Below are 21,375 nucleotides of genomic sequence, written 5' to 3' on the forward strand. Positions count from 1 at the left end.
AACCCGGCCCAAAGCCATCCCGGAGCTGTCCGGGAATTAGCGAAATCACTGTCCGGGATTTACCGAAACGCGTGTCCGGGAATTACTGAAATGCTTGTCCGGGAATTACTGAAACCCGCAAATGCTCGTGCTGCCCAGGCGGGCGCCGTGCGCGTCGATGGCGACGGCAATGTGATTGGATTTGTGCGTGTCGACGCCAATGATAACTTGATCCATGGAAGGCCCTTTCGCTGGAATGGCCCAGGCACCGATCGAAGAGGATGGCGCCGTCCGGCGTCCCGCTGCGGCCAAGTATCAAGCCTGCCACCGGCGGGATGGTCGCCATGATCGCACAAAGACGGTGACATAAAGTGGGTCGTACCAGCGAAAACGACCGTTCAGGCCCAAGTATCGCGATTACGTCGGCCTCAAGCTATACTCGGCAGCTCTGGCCTCCGTCGACGGGCAAACAGACGCCAGTTATGAACTTTGCCGAATCGGATGCCAAGAAAAGAGAAGCTTCGGCAATGTCCCAGGCTGTTCCCATCCGACCAAGTGGAACGGCTCGGTTGCGGGCGTCTACCATCTCGTCGCGTGACACATATTGGCCTGCGATCTGACGGTAGATCAGGGGGCTGTCGATCAGGCCCGGCATCACCGCGTTGGCACGGATGCCGTTCGGAGCATGCTCCATCGCGATGGCGGTTGTCGCATGGTTCACAGCAGCTTTGGCGGCATAATAGGCGAAATAGGGATAACCAGTATACCGTATTGCAGCCAAGGACGACACATTGACGATTACTCCGCTGCGACGCTCCACCATGCCCGGCAGTACCGCCTTGCAGGTGCGATAGACTGACCCGAGGTTCAGATCAAGCGATCGCTGGAACGTCTCTTCGTCCAGATCGACAGGCCCCCCCATGTGAGTCACCCCCACATTGTTGTGCAAGACGTCGATCTGGCCGAACTGATTGAGCACCGCGGCAATGGCATCGTTCACGGATCCGAGATCACACACATCGACCTGAACTTCGATGGCTTGCCCACCTACGCTAGTAATCGTTTCTGCGGTCTTGCGCGCAGCAGAGACGTCAATATCGAGGACGGCGACTTGAGCACCTTCTCGACCATAGGCGACAGCACATGCCTTCCCGTTACTCCACCCGTCATCATGCGATCCGCCGCCGACGACGACAGCAACCTTTCCCTGAAATCTCATGTACGGTCTCCGGTATTGGCGGGTTGGGAGGCGATCCATTCGGCGCGTACGTCCTTCCGGACGATCTTGCCGTTGGGGGATTTGGGAAGGGCCTCTCGGATCTCTATCCGGGCTGGCACCTTGTAGCCGGTCAGGCGCGACTTGAGGAACGCGCGCAGGCTCTCGCCGGACAGGTCGGCATCAGCGTCCGTTACGGCGATCGCGACACCGATCTCGCCCCATTTGTCGTCTGGAACACCGAAGACGCAGACTTCTTGAACGGCGTCATGCTCAAGCAGTTCCTCTTCAATCTCGCGTGGCGACAAGTTCGAGCCGCCGGAAATATACATCTCGCTGGCCCGTCCCGTCAGATAGAGAAAGCCGTTGGCGTCAAGGTAACCCATGTCGCCGGTCAGAAACCAGCCGTCGCGAAAACTCTTTGCGGTCGCCTGCTCGTTGTTCCAATAGCCAGCACAGACGCCGGGCCCTATGGTACAGATTTCGCCGATTTCGCCCGATGGAAGGCTGCGGCCCTCGGGATCCTGGATGTCGATCTGCATACCCGTGCGGGCCACGCCGCAGCTGCCGGTACGGTCCGGGTCGCCGTGCAGGTCGGGATGCAGGCCGGTGATGCAGCCGGTCACTTCGCCGAGGCCGTAGTACTGCACCAACACCGGGCCAAGCGCCAGCAGAGCGCGTCGCTGATCGACGGCGAACATCGGCGCGCCGGCGTAGATCACATGACGCAGGCTGGAATGATCGCGCGATGCGACATCGGGGTGCTCGACCAGCATTTTCAGGATGGTCGGCACGGTGAACATGTTGGTCACGCCGTACCGTTCGACCAGTGCCCACGCCTCTGCGGCGTCAAAGCTGCGGCCTTCGGGAATGACGGTGGCTCCGCCCCGCGCGCTCTGGATCAGGTAATGTGTCCCTGCGCCGTGGGATAGCGGTGCGACCGCGAGAGACACATCGCGCTCGCTCAGACCGGGCATCAGATCCGCGATGTGGTTCGTTACGATATAGGCCATCTGACCATGGGTCAGGATCGCGGCCTTGGGCTTGCTTGTCGTTCCCGAGGTCATGAAGAACCAGGCAGGGTCGCCATATTGCATTACCATCGGCCGGAGGTCGGCTCCCGTATGGCGCGCCAGGAGCGCTTCATACGGATCGTTCTGCCCCCCGGACACAAGCCGGGTCTCCAGGGTATCAGCTTCTATGCCGACGTGATCGCGGGCCTCTGCATCGCAGATCAGGCCGCGCGCGCCGGTGCTTTCGAAGATCCAAGCGAGATCCTTCGGCATCGAGCGGATGTTGGAGGGCACCCATATAGCGCCGATGGACCAGACTGCCCACATGCTTTCCAGCAAAGGCGCGCCGTTTGGCAGATGTACGACCACCCGGTCGCCCGGTTCGATGCCCAGCTCATCGCGCAGACCCGCGGCAAGGGCCCCGACCCGCGCGCGCGTCTGCGCCCAGCTTTGGGACAGATCGCCGTGGATAATGGCCGGACGATCGGGAAATTGCCGCGCCGCCAGGACGAGGAAGTTCGAAAGGTTCGCAACGGTTTGCATAGTCAGCTTGTCCTGCGCATGAGGGAGACATAGCTGGTGACGGCCGCACCGCCCATGTTGAAGACGCCCGCGGTGGCGGCCCGCGGAATCTGCATATCCCCGGCTTCTTCCATGAGCTGCATGGCCGCCATGACATGCTGCGAGATGCCGGTGGCTCCGATGGGGTGGCCGCGCGACTTGAGACCTCCAGAGGGGTTCACCGGAAGCTTGCCGTCCTTGCGGGTCCAGCCTTCGGCGGCGGCCTTCCAGCCCTCGCCGCGCTTGGTCAAGCCCATGGCTTCGTATTCGATCATCTCGGCGACGGTGAAGCAGTCGTGTGTCTCGACCAAGTCGAGATCCTGAAGCGACAGACCCGAGCGCTCGAATGCCTGTGCCCAGGCCCGGCGCGGGCCTTCGAACGCTGTCGGGTCGCGACGCGACAGCGGGAAGATGTCGTTGGAGTGGCTGCGGGCCAGGAACTGGATGCCGCGGGGGGCCCCGCGTGCCATCTCCTCGCTCATCACGACGATGGCGGCAGCCCCATCGGACACCAAAGAGCAATCGGTGCGGCGCAGCGGCCCCGCAACGCGGGGGTTCTTCTCCGAGATGGTGTTGCATAAATCCACGCCCAGATCCTTGCGCATGTGGCCATAGGGATTGTGGACGCCGTTCTCATGGTTCTTGGCGGCGATCATCGCAAGCTCGCGGCTACGGTCGCCATTGGCCTGGAAATAGGACCCCGCGATCCGCCCGAAGACCCCGGCGAACCCGCCTTCGATATCGCCTTCCTCGGGCCGGTAGGAGCCTGCAAGAAGGATGTCACCAACCTTGGACGTGTCGACACCCGTCATCTTTTCTGCCCCGATGGCCAGCGCCACATGCCCGCGCCCGGATTCCACGAAGTCGAGCGCGGCATGAAGCGCCGCGCTGCCTGTGGCGCAAGCGTTTTCCACGTGGACCGCGGGAGTCTCTTCCAACCCCGGAATGGCGAGCCCGACTAGCCCGGCCTCGAATCCCTGTTTGGAGAAGCCATTATTGGACACGCCGAGTGCCACGAATTCGACTTCAGCTGCCGTGATCCCGGAATGCTCCAATGCAGCCGTCCCGACTTCGGCGATCAGGGACTCAACGTCTGGTGCGTCACTCTTGCCAAACCGGGAGTGGGCCCAGCCAGTCATTATTGCGGAATGTATCAAGATGAAGTCTCCTGCTTAGGATAGGGTGAAGGGATGTCAGCTGCCGTAGAACAGCGACGGAATGATGAGCGTCAGCGATGGGAATAGCGACAGCGCGACTAGCAACAGCACGCCCACGCCAAGGAATGGAATGACATCGGGCAAGCTCTTCTCCAGGGGCACATTGCCGATCTTGCACGCTACATTGAGGCACAGACCGATCGGCGGCGTGATAAGGCCAAGGCACAGGTTGACAACCACGATGACGCCGAACTGCGTCTCGTCGATCCCCAGTGCCATGGCTGCAGGGTGCAGGATCGGGACGAGCATGACCATGGCGGCGTTGGCCTCCATGAAGGTGCCGACGATCAGCAGCAGCAGGTTCACGAGCAGGAGGAAGAGCAGCGGGTTTGCCCCGATCGTCGATATGGCATCCACCGCCATGCGCGGAATCTGTGCATAGGCCAGAATCCACGCGAAGAGCTGTGCTGCGCCCACGATGATCATGATGGCCGCCGTGGTCTCGGCGGTCTCCCGCATGGCGGCGAGGATACCCGCGACGGTCAGTTCGCGATAGACCACTGTTCCAACGAACAGCGCGTAGAGGGCAGCGACGGCCGAGGCCTCGGTAATCGTGAAGATGCCACCGAAGATGCCGATTAAGATCAGCACTGGCATCATGAGTGCTGGAGCAGCGGAAAAGCCTGCGCGCAGCATTTCCCGAAACGAGCTGACCTGATGGACGGGAAAATTGCGGCGCCGAGCGAGGATGGCGGTCAGGATCAGCGCGGCAAGCGTGTAGAGTATGCCCGGACCAATCCCGGCAATGAAGAGGCGCGTGATCGACTGTTCGGTGATCACTCCATAGACGATGAAAGCGATGGAGGGCGGAATGATCGGAGCCACGACCGAGGAGGCCGCCGTGACCGCGGCGCTGAAACTGCCCGAATAGCCAAGCCGCTTCATTTCGGGGATAAAGATCCGGCCCAGCATGCTGGTATCGGCCACAGCAGAGCCAGAGATACCGCCGAAGAAAGTGGAGGCCGTGATGTTGCTCATAGCCAGTCCACCAGGATGACGGCCGACCAGTGCGTTGGCAAAGTCGATCAGCCGCCGGGTCATGCCGCTGGCGGACATCAGCGACCCGGCAAGTAGGAAGAACGGGATGGCCAATAGGCTGAAGCTGTTCATCCCCGCATAGACACGCTGCGCGACGATTACCGGGTTGATACCGCCATCTATCCAGATGACCATCAAGCCGGCGAGGATGATCGCGAAGCCCAACGGCATGGCGATCGCCACTAGCGCGGTAATGAATACGCCCAGAAAAATGGTGTTCATGGCGCACGCTCCGATTTGACGTCGCGCTCTGCGCATTCCAGCCGGCGCAGTGCCAGCATCACTGCGATCAAGACTGCTCCGACGGGTATGGCGAGATAGGGGTAGAACATGGGGATCTCCAACGCGGGCGATGTGCGACGTCCGCCGACCAGCACAAGCCCGTAGCCGTAATAGGCAAGCCCGCCCGCCATCACGAGCATCAGCGCGTCGCGCAACGCAAGAAGCGCACGGGCTAGGGTCGGCGGGCAGGCGTCGATCACTGCAGTTACTGCGATGTGGTCGTCACGCCGCACCAGTGCGGCGCTGCCCAGCATCGTGACCCAGGCCATGCACATCCGGGCGACCTCTTCAGTCCAGGACGGGGTGCTGCTGAACACGTAACGGCCCACGATCTGGATCATGATCGCCGTGACCATGACGGTCAGGACCCCGATAAGGACCCGCTCGACAACAGAGGCAAGCTTGCCAAACACGACCAGATGCCCTTAATCGACGTTCTGGATACGCTCAACCCATTCGGCGAGGTCTGGGAAGTCCTCCTTGATCGGAGCGACGCGGTCACGGAACGCCGTCAGATTTGGCGACGCAATGATCATGCCGCGGTCTTGAAGGGCCGCTCTGAGCTCATTTTCCTTCTCGATCAGCTGCTCGGTGCCCCAGGACATCGCCTCTTCGGCGGCAGTCTGCAGAACCTCTTGCAGCTCAGGGTCGTAGCCCTCGAACGTGCTGGCGTCGAAGATGAAGGTCATTGCGCCGAGGACGTGATTGGTCTCGGTCACGTGGCTCTGGACCTCGTCCATCCGAAAACTGTCGACGATTTCGTATGGATTTTCCTGCCCGTCGATGACGCCTTGCTGAAGCGATGTGAATACTTCCGAGAAGGGCATTGGCGTTGGGCTGGCACCCAGCAGCTCCCAAGTGCGCGTATACATCTTTAGGGGCGGCACGCGCAGCTTCACTCCGGCAAGATCCTCGACGCTTTCGATCGGGGCATTTGTGGTCAGGATGCGCGCTCCACGATAACCTGCACCGGCGATCTTGAACCCGGTTGCCTCGGCTATGTCGTCGTAAAGCTCCTGCCCGAGCTCTCCCTGGTATACCGTGCGAAAGTGGTCAAGATCCCGGATCAGATAGGGATAGGCCTCAATCCCGGCCAGAGCACCGTAGCCGTCCAGTGTGCCGACGGATTGAAGTACCACGTCGTTGGTGCCGAATGTCAGCGCCTCGATCTGCTCGACCCAGCTTCCGGTCGATCCGCTATCGGCGACGTTAAATGTTACCTTGCCATCGGTCGCCTCGGCCACGTTGTCCACGAAGCGCATTGAGGTTTCGTACCAGACATTGCCCGGTGAATAGTCGTGCGCCATTTGCAAAGTCTGCTCTTCAATCTCAGCCGTGGCGGGCACCGTCATCGCCAGCAATGCAGCAACGGCCATATTTTTCGAACGCAGTAGTCCCATCGAAATCTCCTCCCTTTAACGCGCTTCGCACGTGTATTCTCGATCCTCGGCAAGGCTCCTCCACGCCGGACCCTCTTTGTCTGTAATATGGACACCTACAATCTGTCAAATCTATACTTAAAAAGATTTTGCTTTATATTGAATCTAATTCTGTCTCTATTTGTCCATATTATGGAGGTCGCCGATGACGTTAACCGGAAGCCAAAGTGTGGATCGCGCCTTCGACTTGCTTCATATCGTGGGCGGCTGCGGCGATGACGGAGCCAGCCTGCAGGCCTTAGTCGAGCGCAGCGAACTGACGCGCCCAACTGTCTATCGCCTGATCAGTGCGCTCATCCGCGCCAGCCTAGTCGAGCGCGACGCCGTGACCGACCGCTTCCATCTGGGCGAAGGCGCAAGCGCGCTCGGCCTTATCGCCGAATCGCGACACGGCGTTCACACCTTGGCCCGCGACAGCACACTGCGACTGGCAGCAGATAGCGAGGACACCGCCTTCTTTGGTGCGCGCAGAGGGTCTTGGAGCCTCTGTTTGCTACGCGAAGAAGGCCGTTTTCCGATCCGGTCCCACATATTGGCCGCTGGTCAAAGGTATCCTCTTGGCGTCGGTGCTCACGGAATCGCACTGTTGGCTGCGCTCGAGGATTGGGAGGTGGATATCGTTCTGTCCGAAACCGAAGCGGCGCATGCCAAACACTATCCCGCTTTAACCCGTCCTCTGCTTCGCGACCTCATCGAAGAGACACGCGCAGTGGGATGGGCACTGAATCGTGGCCTGATCCACGAAAATGCCTGGGCCATGGGCCGCGTTGTGACAGACAACGAAAACCGGGTCGTCGGCGCACTGTCCATTGGCGCGATGAAGGATCGCTTTTCTCATAGCCGACAGAGCGAGCTAGCAGAGTTGCTCTCGCGCGAAGCCGAGCGAATTTCGGCCCAGTTACAAATTCGCAAGGACCGAACCCATTCGCCGCGCAATGAAAAATCATAATCAGGAGGCTTCAATGGCCCTCGATACTCGCACGCGTGTCCGCCCAAACGGACCGGGCACCCCGGTCCACATATCTCATCCTGGACCGGCCGAACCGGACCGGATCCAGTGCGCACGGGGAACCCTCAAGCGCGTATCTGCGACACTCACCCCGGGCAAAACGATCTGCGAGAGCATCGCCGATGCACTGGCCCCTCATGGTCTGCGCGCAGCAGCACTAAGGTTCGACGGGCTGACCTTTGCGCCATTGCGCTATGTCCGGCCGTCCTATTGTCCGGACGGCACCCGCATCGCCTTCTACACGAAGACATACGCGCCACCGGGCACGGTGCGGGTGGAGACCGTGGCGGCGACCTGGGGCAACAAGGACGGAATGCCTTTCATTCACATGCACGGCGTCTGGAGCGACGCTGAAGGTACACACGTCGGCGGCCATATTCTGCCCTACGAAGCTATCGTGGCGCGCCCGGCTCGACTTAGAGCCGTCGGCACGAGCGAGGTGGCCTTCGGGGTTTTCCACGATCACGAAACAGGTTTTGATCTCTTCGGCCTCGCACCTGACACTCCGGGCACCGCAGAGGGAACTTTCGTGGCCCTTCGCCTGCGCCCGAATGTGGATCTCGTTAAGGGTATTGAAGACGCTTGCCGCGCCAAAGGCATTCGAAGCGCGCGCATCCTGTCTGGCATCGGAAGCACTGCAGGCGTTGACCTCAACGGCCAACCGACGGTGATGAAGCTGCCGACGGAACACGTGATCACCGGTGGATCAATCGAGCCGGACTCTCACGGAAACCCTCGTCTCGAAGTGACGACAGAACTGGTCGACGTCGATGGGATCGTCCACCGCGGAACCCCCACGCGGGGCGAGAACCCCGTGCTCATTTGCTTTGAGCTTTTCTTGGAAGTGACATGAACACTCGGCACCGGTTCAATATCGCTGATCCAACTCGAAAATAATTGCCGGTGGCCTCGAATCCGATCGAGACAGTTAGGCCATACACCCGCAAGATTACGATCAAGCGAGTGAAGTCTTCAGTCGCTTTGGCGCTACGACTACAACAATGTCAGGCCGCACTCATCGCTCGGAAATCAAACGCGCGCAGAGGCGCGCCGGACGCTTGAGCAATTTGAAAGCTCCGCGCCCGGCGCGCTTGCCCAAACCAACAACGACGAATATGAAAACCAAACCCGCAGACTCTCATTGTGAATGAGGGACCATCGGGGGCAGGTCACGGGCATTGAAGATGGCGGTTGCGCTACGCCAGCCACCCAAGGGCTGCATTCACCATACGGACCGCGGCTCGCAATACTGCTCACACGATTACCAGAAGCTCCTGCGTCAACATGGGTTCCAGGTATCAATGAGCGAAACCGGAAATTGTTACGATTGTTAATGTGGTATTGCAGCCTGATGGCCTGACCCATGTTATGATTGACTTCGTGTCATTGCGTTGACGTGTCGACCATCAAGTTGCCCCGGCAGCGGGCGAGATGCGACTTCATAGGAGCCTGAACCAGACCGAGTTTACCGGAGACGTCAGAGTTCGTCACTCAGCGACCATTTTAGCCGCGTGTTCTGCGTTGTAGAAATTCCTCTCTGCTGTTGCGGGTGAGATATATCCGAGCGGTCCGTAGAGGCGTTTTTCATTGTACCAATGCACCCTTTCCAGGATGGCCATTTCGACGTTCTTCTTGCCGGACCAGGGCCCCTCATGCTCAATGACCTTGGTCTAACAAAGGCTGTTGATCGTCTCGGCGATGGCATTGATGCTCCAAAATTTGTCAAGCGCGGCTGACCTTGGTTGGCGGCACGCACAGGGCGCAATATATTTCGCGGACGATTTAGCGCTTGATGCAACGCAGGATTTCGCGTCGGGTTTTGCCTTCCGCGGTGCGCCAAGTTGCGTAAACTTTGGTTCTCTCATCATCGCGCATGCGCACAATGGCGACGCGGTAGAGAGCGGTGCTTTGGCTTGCCGATTGCCGCCACGGTTCAAACGCATCCTGTTGGTCCTGCCGCTGGATGCCAGAATCGGGCAAACGTCACAGAGCTTGGCCAGGGCGGCTTCGGACTGGATGCGCTCAGGGTTGCCGTAGCTGGCCAGTTCAGAACTGAACTGGCCGCGCTCTCGGCATCGAGGCTGTCTGATTTGCCATGAAGATAGCGCAGTTGGCGAAGGGGCGCATGACGTCGATAACCTATTTTGCAGTCGCAGCGAATGGCCAGAATGACGGACCGCGTCGCAGCATAGCAACCGGTCGATGGAGGTCGGCAATGGGCCGTTTGCAATACTGAAAGGCTAATTCAAGACAGAAACGCAGCTCTTGCTTGAGTTGCCAAGTCTCATATCCGACGATTGCGACGCCGCAAGAAAACCGCCGACCAAAGCGAATCGGTTAGCTAATTGGTATGTTCATATGCGGCACACGATCTGTTGCTGGTGTGCCCAGAAATGGCAAAACGCATAGACAAGATGCGACAAACCGCCGCAACCTGAGTTCGATCACTTTAACATTTTTCGGCAGGTGCCCATGAGTAACATGAAGCGCTCGCCCCATATATTGACCGGAAAATCCTTGCGGCGTCTGGCAGACATTCGCACCCCGGCCACCCAGACATATTGTTCTACGACCCCCGGAAAAATGACCGGCAAGAAGTCGTTTGTACCGGGAAAAATCTCTCTGAACGCTGGTAGCCAACGTAGCGATGCAATCGGCAAATTCACGAAGTGTCAGGTGGAATCCTCAACGAAACCTTTTCCCCGAAGCGCACGGAAGCGCCGGGATCCCTCCGAAAATCCCATCCATGTTCAAGCAGCCGGTGACCGAGATCATCGGGCGTGATCTTGCGGTACCGGTTGGCGGTATCCGACCGGTTCCAGCCCCCCTGGTCCAGCAGGTCGCCCCAGTCCTTTGTCATCGCATACATCCACGAATGTCGGGTGTGCCTGAGGACATAGGGTGTGACGGCCTTTCCAAGCCCTGCGGCGTCACGAACCTTGTTGAAGGCGACGGCCATCTGTCCGCCCCGGTTCTTCCGGAACGTGTAGGTCTGCCCATCCGGGGCGGGAAACGCCGGTCCGCTGTCCGGGATTTTCCCGATCAGTTCGACGGCTCGTATTGGTAAAAGAACGTAACGTGCGCGAAAGACGGTCTTGGTCCCTTCCAGCCACCATTCACGCGTAGCAGGATTCCAGTTTTCTCCCAGGGCAGCCATCGTCTCGCCCGGCCCCGCTCCACTTCCCAGCATGAAGGTAATTTTCCGCAACGTTTCGAGATTGGGGTCGCGCAAGTTGATGGCTTCAGGATCCGCTGCCGTCACCAATAATCTCTCGGCTTCCTCGGGGGTTAACCAGCGCGTCCGACGTGTGTCGGGAATTTTCTCGCGCCGCCTTCCAGCCGCAAAATTCTGGACAGCCTTGATGGGAACGCGCAACTGTCGACGTACCGTTTCCGGCTTCGCATCCGGATAGATGGCACGAGCGGCCCGCGCGATGTCGAGGTGGGAAATTTCATCGACGCGGATGTGAGGGCCGAAGTGCTTCACGATCTTCGGCAGGAACCGTTCTTCCCCACCTTGCTGGATGTAGAGTTCCGCAACAGCCTTGAAGGTTGAGACCTTCTTCTCACGATTAGAACTTCCCGCGTCCCGCCATGCCTTCTTGTAGATGTTCCGTGCTTTTTGCATGGCGGTGGAGCGCAAATTTTTGTCGCGGATGCGGAGATTTTTTCTGAATCGTTTTCCCTCCACTCGGAAATCAATCACCCAATCATTTTTCCCGGCAGACCAGGTCGGAATCCATGGATTACTTTTTCCCAAGATCGTTTCCCTTCACGTCTATGACGGGAGAGAAATTGGCCAGTTCTGCGAACTACGAAGAAATTTCTCACGAAAATTATTGGCACTTCCCATTCAGGGTTTCTGGTCGATGAAAAACCACATGAACATTCCTTGCAATGTGTTCACTTTCAGCAATTTGTCTCAGCAGGATTTTGGTGATTGGACGGACCAGGATTTTCCATCCGGAATTTTCCCTGATCTTTATGCGTAAACCGAAATTTCTCCGGCTCACAGTTTCCAAGATGTTTGGCAAGACGCGGGAAAATCAATCAGATCATATAGATAGCCCTATAGGGCTATTCCGACTGTTATTGTAGGAAATACTGCTCCCGGGTGCACTTTTTGCCCTCTATTGACAGCCCGCTTGTTGGCCACGCTTTTGGGAGAGGTACTCGGCGGCTCACGCCCAGATTGGCGCAAGCTCGTCGAGTGACAGCGGTCATCAGGACCGCATGGAAGGCACGGCAAAAGGACAATCCAGGAATGGATCTCAGGACCGACACTGACGACTACGATCTTTCGGAACGCCCTCTCTCCTTGAAAGAGGCTGTGGCGCATCTCGGAGTTTCGCAGCGTTATTTCCTGATCATCAGGAAGAAGTATGCGCGTTCGTTTGAGGTCTGTGAGTGGCGCGGCCGAAAGCCCGTCTTCTACAGGAAACACATTTATAACCTAAGGAGTGCAATGAAATGGGAAAGATCGAAGGAACAGCGTGCTGGCACCCATTCTGGGATGGCCGCTCGTACTGCTACGATTTCTGCGTCGAGGGGCAAAGGTATCGTCGGTCGACGGGGGTCCGCGATTTCGAGGCGGCTGAAATAGCCATTGAAGTGGCCAAGGGCGTGCACGACGCGGCCTGGGAACGCGCATTATCGCCGTTTCCGACCTTCGCAGAGGCGGCAAGGCTATATCTCGCAGAACATGGCAAGAACAGGAAGTATGTCGCACGGCTCGTCGACTATTTCGGCCCGGTCATAGCGGTCGACGAGATCGATCCCTTCACGCGCAAGCAGTGCAAGGTCGATCTTAGGAAGCCCGGCTGGGCGGACGGGACCGCGCGGCGGCAGATCGCCGTTCCGCTCATGGCCGTGATCAACAACGCCTTCGGGTTGCGGCCGGAAACCATAGAGGATCACGTGCGCACACGCATTTTGACGCCCGAAGAGTTCGAGCGCTTGATCCGGGTGGCGCAAGACCCACCGAAGACCGTGCGGGACCCTCTTCGACGCTTGCTGAAGATGATCGCCTTCCTGATCGGCAGCGGCGCCACGCCGGGAGAGATGTTCTGTGTGCGGGCCAAGGATATCAATCGGGCGACTGGTGAAGTCTGGATACGGGGCGAGGAGCGCGGCGCAGGGAAGACAAAGTATCGACCCCGCCTTGTTCGGCTACCCAAACGAGCCTGGGATCTCATTGGCGAGTTGCCGTCAGAAGGCCGGGTCTTTCTGTCGACCACGGGCAAGGAAATCGTGCCGGATGGGGAGCGGGGGAGCACCGTGATCCGGCAATTTCACAAGCTTTGCGTTGCCGCAGAACTCAATCGGGACGAAAAAGAGGACAAACAGGACGACGGCTACGAGAAACTCGTGTTCTACAGTTTGCGCCACTGCTCAGCCACGTGGTTCAGCGCGCAGGTTGGCGACCACGATCTGCTGATCGATCGAGGCGGATGGGCCGACGCGGCCATGGCGCGCCGCTACCGCAAGCGGCCCGCTGCGGACCTCGCGGACCGGCTGCTCGCCCACGGCTGGAACTTCCGGTGATGCTGGGAAGAATTTGGGAATCCCGAATTAAGGGAGGGGAAAAGTCGCTGTTTTTCAGCGGCTTACCCGGAAAGTGCGCTGCCTTAGCAGGGGAGCGCCTTCGACCACTCGGCCACGTCTCCGAGGACGCGTTTAACGAAACAGGCATGGGGGGGCAAGTCGGAATTGGCATTCGGCCCGGTTAAATCTTGATCGGCCAAATTCTTAGCCAAGACCATCAGCCCGCAGGTGTTGCCCACATCAAAACTTTCGGCAACGCTCTGCGGTATGGCCTTGCTACGTTTGCGCCACAAAGAGCGCCTTAGGTGTTGAACAGGAAGTGCAACACGTCGCCATCCTTGACGGTATAGGCCTTGCCCTCGGCGCGCATCTTTCCCGCCTCCTTGGCGCCTTGTTCACCGTTGCAGGTGACAAAATCATCGTATGCGATGGTTTCGGCGCGGATGAAGCCCTTTTCGAAATCACCGTGAATCACACCTGCCGCTTGCGGGGCTTTTGTTCCGGCCTTGATCGTCCAGGCGCGGGCCTCTTTCGGGCCGACCGTAAAGTAGGTTTCGAGGTTCAGCAGATCATGCCCGGCGCGGATCAGGCGATCCAGCCCGGCCTCGTCCAAGCCCAGTTCGCTCAGGAACTCCTCGGCTTCTTCAGCCTCCAACTGGCTGATCTCTTCTTCGATCTGAGCCGAGATGACGACCGTTCCCGCGCCTTGGTCGGCGGCCATTTTCTCAACCTGTTCCGAGAATGCGTTGCCGGTGGCGGCACTGCCCTCATCGACGTTGCAAACATAAAGGATGGGTTTGGTGGTCAGCAATTGCAGACCCTTCCACGCCTTGGCATCCTCTTCGTCCACATCGACGACGCGGGCGGGCTTGCCGTCTTCCAGCACGGCTTGGGCAGCGGCCAACAGCCGGTCTTGCTGCACGGCCTCTTTGTCATTGCCTTTCAGCTTGCGGACCAGCCCTGCGCGCCGCTTTTCGATGCTTTCCAGATCGGCCAGCATCAATTCGGTCTCGATCACTTCGGCATCGGCCACAGGATCAACGCGGTCCTCGACATGAGTGACATCCGCATCTTCGAAACAGCGCAGCACATGGGCAATCGCATCTACCTCGCGGATATTGGCCAGAAACTGGTTGCCCAGCCCCTCGCCCTTTGACGCGCCTTTGACCAGACCGGCAATATCCACAAAGGTCATCCGCGTCGGGATAATCTGTTTGGAGCCGCCGATTGCGGCCAGCTTGTCCAGACGCGCATCTGGCACGTTGACCTCACCGACATTCGGCTCGATCGTGCAAAATGGGAAATTGGCCGCCTGTGCCGCAGCCGTTTTCGTCAAAGCATTGAACAGCGTCGACTTGCCGACATTGGGCAGCCCGACGATTCCCATTTTGAAGCCCATGATCGGCCCTCCTGAAACTGAATTGCGCGCATCTACGGCCCGCAACACCATTAGGTCAAGCAGGGCATTGATTTTCGCTCGCCTTTCCGCCAAACCCGGTTCGATCAATCACAGGACACACCAATGACCCGTATCGACGCCAAATTCGCCGAGCTGACCGCCGCAGGAAAGAAAGCCTTTGTTGCCTATGTGATGGCGGGCGATCCGGATTACGACACCTCGCTTGAGCTGGTCAAAGGATTGCCGGGCGCAGGTGTGGACATCATCGAGTTGGGGATGCCCTTTACCGATCCGATGGCCGATGGCGAAACCATTCAGTTGGCCGGGCAGCGCGCGCTTGCGGGTGGGCAGACGCTGAAAAAAACCCTCGCCATGGCCACAGAGTTTCGCAAAGACGATGACACGACGCCAATCGTGATGATGGGCTATTACAACCCGATTTATAATCACGGCGTCGATAAATTTCTGGTCGATGCCAAGGCTGCGGGCATTGACGGGTTGATCGTGGTCGATCTGCCGCCCGAGGAAGATGACGAGCTGTGCATACCGGCACAAAACGCCGGGTTGAACTTTATCCGCTTGGCCACCCCCACGACGGATGACAAACGCCTGCCGAAAGTGCTGCAAAACACCAGTGGCTTTGTCTATTACGTTTCGATCACCGGCATCACCGGCGCAGCCGCGGCCGAGGCGGCCGATGTCGGCCCGGAAGTGACCCGCATCAAGGCCCAGACCGATCTGCCGATCATCGTCGGCTTTGGCATCCGTAGCCCGGAAACCAGCCGTGAGATTGCCAGTGTCGCTGATGGCGCGGTGGTTGGATCGGCAATTGTGGGCAAATTGGCGGGTGGCACCCCGGTGGCCGACGTTCTGGACTTTGTGCGCGGGCTGGCCGATGGGGCGCATTCGGCCTGAACAATAAAACGGGCGTAGGCACAGATTGCGCGAGGGGCTTTATACTGGTAACCAAACTTGACCAGTTCAGCCCGGAGTAAAGTTCATGCCCGTGATCACCTGCATTGATGACCTCAAGCGTATTTATGCACGGCGCGTGCCGCGCATGTTCTACGACTACGCGGAATCGGGCAGTTGGACCGAACAGACCTTTCGTGAAAACACCTCGGATTTCTCGGATATCTACCTGCGCCAGCGGGTCGCGGTGGATATGGACGGGCGCAGCACCGCCAGCCAGATGATCGGGCAAGACGTGTCGATGCCCGTGGCGCTTGCCCCGGTCGGATTGACCGGGATGCAACATGCGGATGGCGAGATCAAGGCCGCCCGCGCCGCTGAAAAATTCGGTGTGCCGTTCACCTTGTCGACCATGTCGATCTGTTCGATCGAGGACGTGGCCGAAAACACCGACAAACCTTTCTGGTTTCAGGTCTACACCCTGAAAGACGATGATTTCATGCAGCGTCTGTTTGATCGCGCGAAAGACGCCAAATGTTCGGCGGCGATGATCACGGTAGATCTGCAAGTGCTTGGGCAGCGGCACAAAGACTTGAAAAACGGTCTGTCTGCCCCACCAAAGCTGACGGCCAAGTCGGTGGCCAACATGGCGACAAAGGTGCATTGGGGCCTTGGGATGCTGGGCACCAAGCGCCGGTCTTTCGGCAATATCGTGGGCCACGCCAAGGGCGTGACCGATCCCTCGTCGCTGAGCACATGGACCGCCGAAGCGTTCGACCCCTCGCTGAACTGGGATCGTATCCGCGAATTTCGCAAGATGTGGGATGGCCCGCTGATCATCAAGGGCATCATCGACCCGCGCGATGCGCGCGAGGCGCTCAATGTCGGGGCCGATGCGATCATCGTGTCAAATCACGGCGGGCGGCAGTTGGACGGCGCGCTGAGCGCCATTCGCGCCCTGCCCGCGATCATGGACGCGGTGGGCGACAAGATCGAGGTTCACCTTGATAGCGGCATCCGCTCGGGGCAGGACGTGCTCAAGGCGCTCAGCCTTGGGGCCAAGGGCACCTACATCGGCCGTTCGTTCGTTTATGGCCTTGGCGCCATGGGCGAAGCGGGCGTGACCAAAGCGCTTGAGATTATTCACAAGGAACTGGATGTCTCCATGGCCCTGTGTGGACGCACCGACGTCAAGGATTTAGACCGCGATATTCTGATGGTGCCAAAGGGGTTCGAGGGCGATTGGCAAGACTGATACCAGTCTTGCCTTGACCGTGATCCAGCCACGATGGCCCGCCCGGCATCATACCGTCCCCAGACCGCGCCAAGGATTCCGCGCAAGATTGGACTTTCGCCCTTTTCATACAGGCTAATACGGTCTATACGCGCGGCTTCACGCGGGGTTACAGCCTTGGAGGAACCCTGCCCTAACATACGGAGAATACAATGGCTGGAGAAATTCCTGATCTTCACGCCCAGGAACGCACGGGGACGGGCAAGGGCGCCGCTCGTGCAGCACGTCGTGCACATATGGTTCCGGGCATCGTTTTTGGTGGTGACGTCGATCCGCTTCCGATCCAGATCCCTTACAACGCCCTGATCAAAAAACTGAGGCAAGGCCGCTTCAAGTCGACCCTGTTCAACCTCAAGGTTGACGGGCACGACGACGTGCGGGTGATCTGCCGTGACGTTCAGCGGGATATCGTCAAAGACCTGCCCACGCACCTTGACCTGATGCGCCTGCGCCGCACGACCAAGATCAACCTGTTTATCCCGGTTGAATTCATCAACGAGGAAGAAGCCCCCGGCATCAAGAAGGGCGGCGTTGTGACTGTGGTTCGCAACGAGGTTGAGCTGGTTGTCACCGCTGGCGATATCCCTGAAAAGATCACCGTTGATCTGTCGGGTATGGATATCGGCGATACCTACACCATCAGCCAAGTCGACCTGCCCACCGGGGCAAAGCCGACCATCGACCGCGACTTTGTGATCTGTAACGTCTCGGCGCCGTCGGCGCTGAAGTCGGCAGACGACGAAGACGACGCCGAAGAAAGCGCAGAAGTGCCGACTGTCGGTGAAGACGAAGTGGCCGAAGACTAAACCCCTTTGGGTTTGAAATGATTGCGAAAACGCGGGCCTCAACAGGCTCGCGTTTTTATTTGTGCCGCAACCTGCGAAATCCCAGTATCCGCCCTCTGGACGGACCCGGATCATAGGTCAGCCCCGACGCCGACAGGCAATCAACGATTTTCTTGATCATGGTATCGGGATAGCGTCCGGGGTGCAGTTCCATCATCACGCTGCGCACATGGGCAGGCCAAAGCTCATCGAACAAGGTTTGTTCCGCGCCTTCGATATCCATGATCACGATATGCGGGCGATACCGGGCCATCAGATCGGACAAGCGCAGCAAAGGCACATTGACGAGGGTCTCGGGCTTCGCCCCCTCCCGCGCGATCGACGCCCCCCAAAACGCCTTTGTGCGTTCAAATTCGATGGTTTCACCCGTATCCGCCTGCCCCGTCACCGCCCCATGCACAACCGTCACGTCGGCAAACCCATTGCGCTCTAGATTGCCGCGCACCACGGGCAGCATATCGGGATTGGCCTCAACCGTGGTCACGTTTTCGGGCCCGGCAATCGCCGCGCAGATCGACGCGATATAGCCAAGGCCCGAGCCAAGCTCCAAAACCCGGGTGTCGCCACGCACCCGCATCAAGGCTGCGTTGGCCTCGTGGCCTTCGTAGCGGCCGTTTTCAAGTTTCTCGGCAATCCGCTTGCTCAGCAGTGCGTCGGGGATCTGGAGTTTTACGCCATTAATCTCGTATTCAGCCATTTCGATCCCTTGTTCGTTGATTCCGCACGCTATGACGCTTAGACCACAATCACCAAAGACAGGGGCAACGGCAATGCTACTATTTGTGGGTTTGGGAAATCCCGGCACCAAATACGCGAAGAACCGGCACAATATCGGTTTTATGGCGTTGGAGCGGATCGCCGAAGATAATGGATTCGGACCGTGGAAGCAAAAATTTCAGGCCGAGCTGTGCGAAGGCCGGCTGGGGGCTGAAAAAGTCATTCTTCTCAAGCCCTTGACCTTCATGAACCTCAGCGGCCAATCGGTCGGAGAGGCGATGCGCTTCTACAAGCTAACCCCCCAAGAAATAACGGTTTTCCATGATGAGCTTGATCTTGCCCCCGGTAAGGCACGCGTCAAGATGGGCGGGGGACATGCCGGGCATAATGGCTTGCGCTCAATCCATCAGCACATCAGCGAAGACTACCAAAGGGTCAGGCTTGGCATTGGTCATCCCGGGCGCAAGGAATTGGTGGCGCAGTACGTCCTGCAGGATTTCGCCAAGGCGGATGCCGAGTGGCTGGACGATCTGATGCGGGGCCTCAGCGATGGGGCGCCAGAGCTGGCGAATGGGAAAAAAGACAAATTCCTCAACGCGATAGCACAACGCATGGCGCCAGCAAAACCCGCCAAACCCAAGCCCCAAGCCCAAGCGAGACCGGCGGAAACGCCGGACAAGCCGCCCGCCGAGGACACACGAAGCCCGATGCAGAAACTGGTCGACAAGTTCCGCTGAGCGGTCGCAATCACCCCTGCCCCGGCGCACAGACCTTGGATGCACATACATCGGACCACGGCGTCACACTGGACGCAGGCGCACGGGGATGCTTTTCTATTCCAAGCCAAATCAGGGGTAACGAACATGAATTCCGCCATGAAATGGGGGTTTCGGATAATTTTGATGGCCGGATTGGTCGCTGTCGTGGTCGGTCTGTGGAAACGCGAAGAGATCGCGCGCCTATGGGCGGTCAACACCTTGTTCGACGAAGATCGTATCGTTGCAAATTTCTCGAACATGCAGCGGGCCTTTCTGACGGTGCCGGTCGCGCGCGGGGACGGGCCGGTGTCGCCCCTGCCAGAGGGCCGGCAGATGACTTTGCCCGAGGGTGTCGAAGATTGGATCGCGTCACGGGATCTGACATCGCTTTTGGTGCTGCATGACGGGCGTATCGTGCATGAAAGTTACCACAAGGGCACCGGCCCCGACGATTTGCGCATAAGCTGGTCGATGGCCAAAAGCTATTTGTCGGTGCTGTTTGGCATCCTGCTTGAGGAAGGTGCAATAAGCTCCATCGACGCGCCGGTGTTACGCTATGCGCCGCAATTGGCCGACAGCGCATATGACGGGGCCACGATCCGACACATCCTGCAAATGACCAGTGGTGTCGAATTCGACGAAGATTATCTGGACTACGACTCGGACATCAACCGCATGGGCCGGGTGTTGGCACTGGGCGGCTCGATGGACGGGTTCGCGGCAGGCTTGGCCGCGCGGGCCGGACAGCCGGGGGCAGCGTGGAAATATGTTTCGATCGACACGCATGTGCTGGGCATGATCATTCGCGGGGCCACCGGGCGCGACATCCCCGATGTGATGAGCGAGAAAGTGATCGCCCCCCTTGGTCTGGAAACCGCCCCCTATTACCTGAGCGACGGCAACGGCGTGGCCTTTGTTCTGGGCGGGCTGAACATGCGCACCCGCGATTACGCGCGGTTCGGCCTGATGGTGGAACAGATGGGCGCCTATCAGGGCCGTCAGGTGGTGCACGCAGGGTGGATCGAAGACGCGACCACGGCCAGTGCCCCGACCGCGCAGGGCCAGATGGGCTATGGCTATCAATGGTGGATCCCCGTGGGGGCCCCCAAGGGCATCTTCATGGCGCGTGGGATTTATGGGCAATATATCTACATTGATCAGAACCGCGATATCGTGATCGTGGTCACAGCCGCAGACCGCAATTTCCGCGCGCCCGGCGCGCATGCAGAAAACGTGACCATGATGCGGCGCATTGCCGATGCGCTATAGGTGGTTGAACCGGGCCTGTCTGTCCTATCTAGTGAACATGTGAAAAATAACGGGGGTGTTATGGGCTTTATCGCGATGAACCGCTTTCAGGTGCGTCATGGGTATGAGACACAGTTTGAAACCATGTGGGCCGAACGTGAAAGCCGCCTAAAGGAAATGGGCGGCTTTCGGGAATTTCGCCTTTTGAAAGGGCCCGACGGCGACGGGTATCGCCTATATTCCAGCCATGTGGTCTGGGACAGCCGCGATGCGTTCGAGGCATGGACCAAATCCCGGCAATTTCGCGATGCCCATAAGGATGCAGGCCAATCAAAGACGCAAGACGCGCTGATGGGGCCGCCTACATTCGAAGGCTTCGACACCGTGCTGCACGAGGGGTGAAATCGTCGCAAGGCGTGCTACCTTAATACCAAACGGAGAGTGTGCGATGATTGGCAAAGATGACCCGGTAAATGTTCTGGGCGGCGTATTGAAAGAATGTTCGCAAGACCCGGTCACGGGGTTTTTCCGTGACGGCCATTGCAACACCTGCGCCGAGGATCAGGGCAGCCACACCGTATGCGCCTTAATGACAGCCGAGTTTCTGGCGTTTTCCAAATATGTCGGCAACGATCTTAGCACGCCGCGCCTTGAGTTCGGCTTTGCCGGATTGAAGCCGGGCGATCAGTGGTGCCTGTGCGCCGCACGCTTCCTGCAGGCCCATGACGAAGGCTGCGCGCCGCAAGTTCAGCTTGAGGCCACGCATAAGCGCGCACTGGAAATCGTGCCGCTGCGCGTTTTGGAAGAACACGCCGCGCCTGTTTGATGGCCAGTTTGACCGTCTGACCGGGCGTGCCGGCCGCGCGCCGTTGCGGCAGGGTTATCGGCACACGCGCGACAATCA

The 21,375-nt window shown here is 58.9% G+C and carries 20 protein-coding genes and 2 pseudogenes; 12 read left to right on the plus strand and 10 right to left on the minus strand.

Annotated features, from left to right (window positions below):
* Positions 1-412 precede the first annotated feature (412 nt).
* Genes HAT86_RS12670 through HAT86_RS12695 form a run of 6 tightly spaced genes read right to left on the minus strand, consistent with a single transcriptional unit; the run spans position 413 to position 6,706 of the window.
* Positions 413-1,198, minus strand: coding sequence for an SDR family NAD(P)-dependent oxidoreductase (locus tag HAT86_RS12670; protein ID WP_167198277.1), 786 nt, complete (start codon positions 1,196-1,198; stop codon positions 413-415).
* On the minus strand, positions 1,195-2,751 hold the full coding sequence (locus tag HAT86_RS12675) for an AMP-binding protein (protein WP_167198281.1): 1,557 nt from the start codon (positions 2,749-2,751) through the stop codon (positions 1,195-1,197). Before HAT86_RS12675 ends, HAT86_RS12670 begins: the two co-directional genes overlap by 4 nt.
* A gap of 2 nt (positions 2,752-2,753) precedes the next feature.
* Positions 2,754-3,923: an acetyl-CoA acetyltransferase gene (locus HAT86_RS12680; protein WP_167198374.1), complete on the minus strand. Its 1,170-nt coding sequence runs from the start codon at positions 3,921-3,923 to the stop codon at positions 2,754-2,756.
* 39 nt (positions 3,924-3,962) lie between these two features.
* Positions 3,963-5,246, minus strand: coding sequence for a TRAP transporter large permease (locus HAT86_RS12685; protein WP_167198284.1), 1,284 nt, complete (start codon positions 5,244-5,246; stop codon positions 3,963-3,965).
* Positions 5,243-5,719 carry a TRAP transporter small permease gene (locus HAT86_RS12690; protein ID WP_167198287.1) on the minus strand — a complete coding sequence of 159 codons (477 nt, stop codon included), beginning with the start codon at positions 5,717-5,719 and terminating at the stop codon, positions 5,243-5,245. The genes HAT86_RS12685 and HAT86_RS12690 overlap by 4 nt, the downstream gene beginning before the upstream one ends.
* Positions 5,720-5,731: 12 nt before the next feature.
* Positions 5,732-6,706, minus strand: coding sequence for a TRAP transporter substrate-binding protein (locus HAT86_RS12695; RefSeq protein WP_167198290.1), 975 nt, complete (start codon positions 6,704-6,706; stop codon positions 5,732-5,734).
* A gap of 184 nt (positions 6,707-6,890) precedes the next feature.
* Between HAT86_RS12695 and HAT86_RS12700 the strand changes: the two genes are divergently transcribed.
* From HAT86_RS12700 to HAT86_RS12715, 4 genes and pseudogenes are all read left to right on the plus strand, one after another.
* On the plus strand, positions 6,891-7,694 hold the full coding sequence (locus HAT86_RS12700) for an IclR family transcriptional regulator (RefSeq protein WP_167198292.1): 804 nt from the start codon (positions 6,891-6,893) through the stop codon (positions 7,692-7,694).
* A gap of 13 nt (positions 7,695-7,707) precedes the next feature.
* Positions 7,708-8,607 (plus strand): PCC domain-containing protein, encoded by a 900-nt coding sequence (locus tag HAT86_RS12705; RefSeq protein ID WP_167198295.1) that lies wholly within the window; start codon positions 7,708-7,710, stop codon positions 8,605-8,607.
* A 123-nt stretch (positions 8,608-8,730) separates the two neighbouring features.
* Positions 8,731-8,901, plus strand: a pseudogene (locus HAT86_RS12710) (IS3 family transposase); the annotation flags it as partial.
* Positions 8,902-8,926: 25 nt separating this feature from the next.
* A pseudogene (locus HAT86_RS12715) lies at positions 8,927-9,082 on the plus strand (DDE-type integrase/transposase/recombinase); the annotation flags it as partial.
* 342 nt (positions 9,083-9,424) lie between these two features.
* Here HAT86_RS12715 and HAT86_RS16905 read toward each other — a convergent pair.
* Both HAT86_RS16905 and HAT86_RS12725 read right to left on the minus strand, forming a co-directional pair.
* Complete coding sequence (locus HAT86_RS16905; RefSeq protein WP_331272545.1) at positions 9,425-9,970, minus strand: transposase; 546 nt, start codon at positions 9,968-9,970, stop codon at positions 9,425-9,427.
* 446 nt (positions 9,971-10,416) lie between these two features.
* A complete protein-coding gene (locus HAT86_RS12725) occupies positions 10,417-11,514 on the minus strand; it encodes a tyrosine-type recombinase/integrase (protein ID WP_167198298.1) in 1,098 nt (365 codons plus the stop codon).
* 710 nt (positions 11,515-12,224) lie between these two features.
* Here HAT86_RS12725 and HAT86_RS12730 point away from each other — a divergent pair.
* The gene (locus HAT86_RS12730) at positions 12,225-13,298 is read left to right on the plus strand and encodes a site-specific integrase (RefSeq protein ID WP_167198301.1); all 1,074 of its coding nucleotides are present in this window, start codon (positions 12,225-12,227) and stop codon (positions 13,296-13,298) included.
* Positions 13,299-13,599: 301 nt separating this feature from the next.
* Here HAT86_RS12730 and ychF read toward each other — a convergent pair whose 3' ends face one another.
* The gene (gene ychF, locus HAT86_RS12735) at positions 13,600-14,697 is read right to left on the minus strand and encodes a redox-regulated ATPase YchF (RefSeq protein WP_167198304.1); all 1,098 of its coding nucleotides are present in this window, start codon (positions 14,695-14,697) and stop codon (positions 13,600-13,602) included.
* A gap of 123 nt (positions 14,698-14,820) precedes the next feature.
* On the opposite strand from ychF, the gene trpA reads away from it, so the two are divergent.
* The 3 genes from trpA (at position 14,821) to HAT86_RS12750 (ending at position 17,709) form a co-directional block, all read left to right on the plus strand.
* A complete protein-coding gene (trpA, locus tag HAT86_RS12740; RefSeq protein ID WP_167198307.1) occupies positions 14,821-15,612 on the plus strand; it encodes a tryptophan synthase subunit alpha in 792 nt (263 codons plus the stop codon).
* Between the two features lie 85 nt (positions 15,613-15,697).
* Complete coding sequence (locus HAT86_RS12745; RefSeq protein WP_167198310.1) at positions 15,698-16,864, plus strand: alpha-hydroxy acid oxidase; 1,167 nt, start codon at positions 15,698-15,700, stop codon at positions 16,862-16,864.
* A 191-nt stretch (positions 16,865-17,055) separates the two neighbouring features.
* On the plus strand, positions 17,056-17,709 hold the full coding sequence (locus tag HAT86_RS12750) for a 50S ribosomal protein L25/general stress protein Ctc (protein ID WP_167198313.1): 654 nt from the start codon (positions 17,056-17,058) through the stop codon (positions 17,707-17,709).
* Positions 17,710-17,764: 55 nt separating this feature from the next.
* Here the strand turns inward: HAT86_RS12750 and HAT86_RS12755 are convergent, their stop codons facing one another.
* Positions 17,765-18,445, minus strand: a complete 681-nt coding sequence (locus tag HAT86_RS12755; protein WP_167198316.1) for an FkbM family methyltransferase — start codon at positions 18,443-18,445, stop codon at positions 17,765-17,767.
* A 73-nt stretch (positions 18,446-18,518) separates the two neighbouring features.
* Between HAT86_RS12755 and pth the strand changes: the two genes are divergently transcribed.
* From pth to HAT86_RS12775, 4 genes are all read left to right on the plus strand, one after another.
* On the plus strand, positions 18,519-19,202 hold the full coding sequence (gene pth / locus HAT86_RS12760) for an aminoacyl-tRNA hydrolase (protein WP_167198319.1): 684 nt from the start codon (positions 18,519-18,521) through the stop codon (positions 19,200-19,202).
* Positions 19,203-19,328: 126 nt separating this feature from the next.
* Positions 19,329-20,492 carry a serine hydrolase domain-containing protein gene (locus HAT86_RS12765; RefSeq protein ID WP_167198322.1) on the plus strand — a complete coding sequence of 388 codons (1,164 nt, stop codon included), beginning with the start codon at positions 19,329-19,331 and terminating at the stop codon, positions 20,490-20,492.
* Positions 20,493-20,552: 60 nt separating this feature from the next.
* Positions 20,553-20,873 carry an antibiotic biosynthesis monooxygenase family protein gene (locus HAT86_RS12770; protein ID WP_167198325.1) on the plus strand — a complete coding sequence of 107 codons (321 nt, stop codon included), beginning with the start codon at positions 20,553-20,555 and terminating at the stop codon, positions 20,871-20,873.
* 46 nt (positions 20,874-20,919) lie between these two features.
* Positions 20,920-21,297, plus strand: a complete 378-nt coding sequence (locus HAT86_RS12775; protein WP_167198328.1) for a DUF2237 family protein — start codon at positions 20,920-20,922, stop codon at positions 21,295-21,297.
* The last annotated feature ends 78 nt before the right edge of the window (positions 21,298-21,375 follow it).

The sequence above is a fragment of the Roseovarius gahaiensis genome (assembly GCF_011601345.1).
Classification (GTDB): domain Bacteria; phylum Pseudomonadota; class Alphaproteobacteria; order Rhodobacterales; family Rhodobacteraceae; genus Roseovarius; species Roseovarius gahaiensis.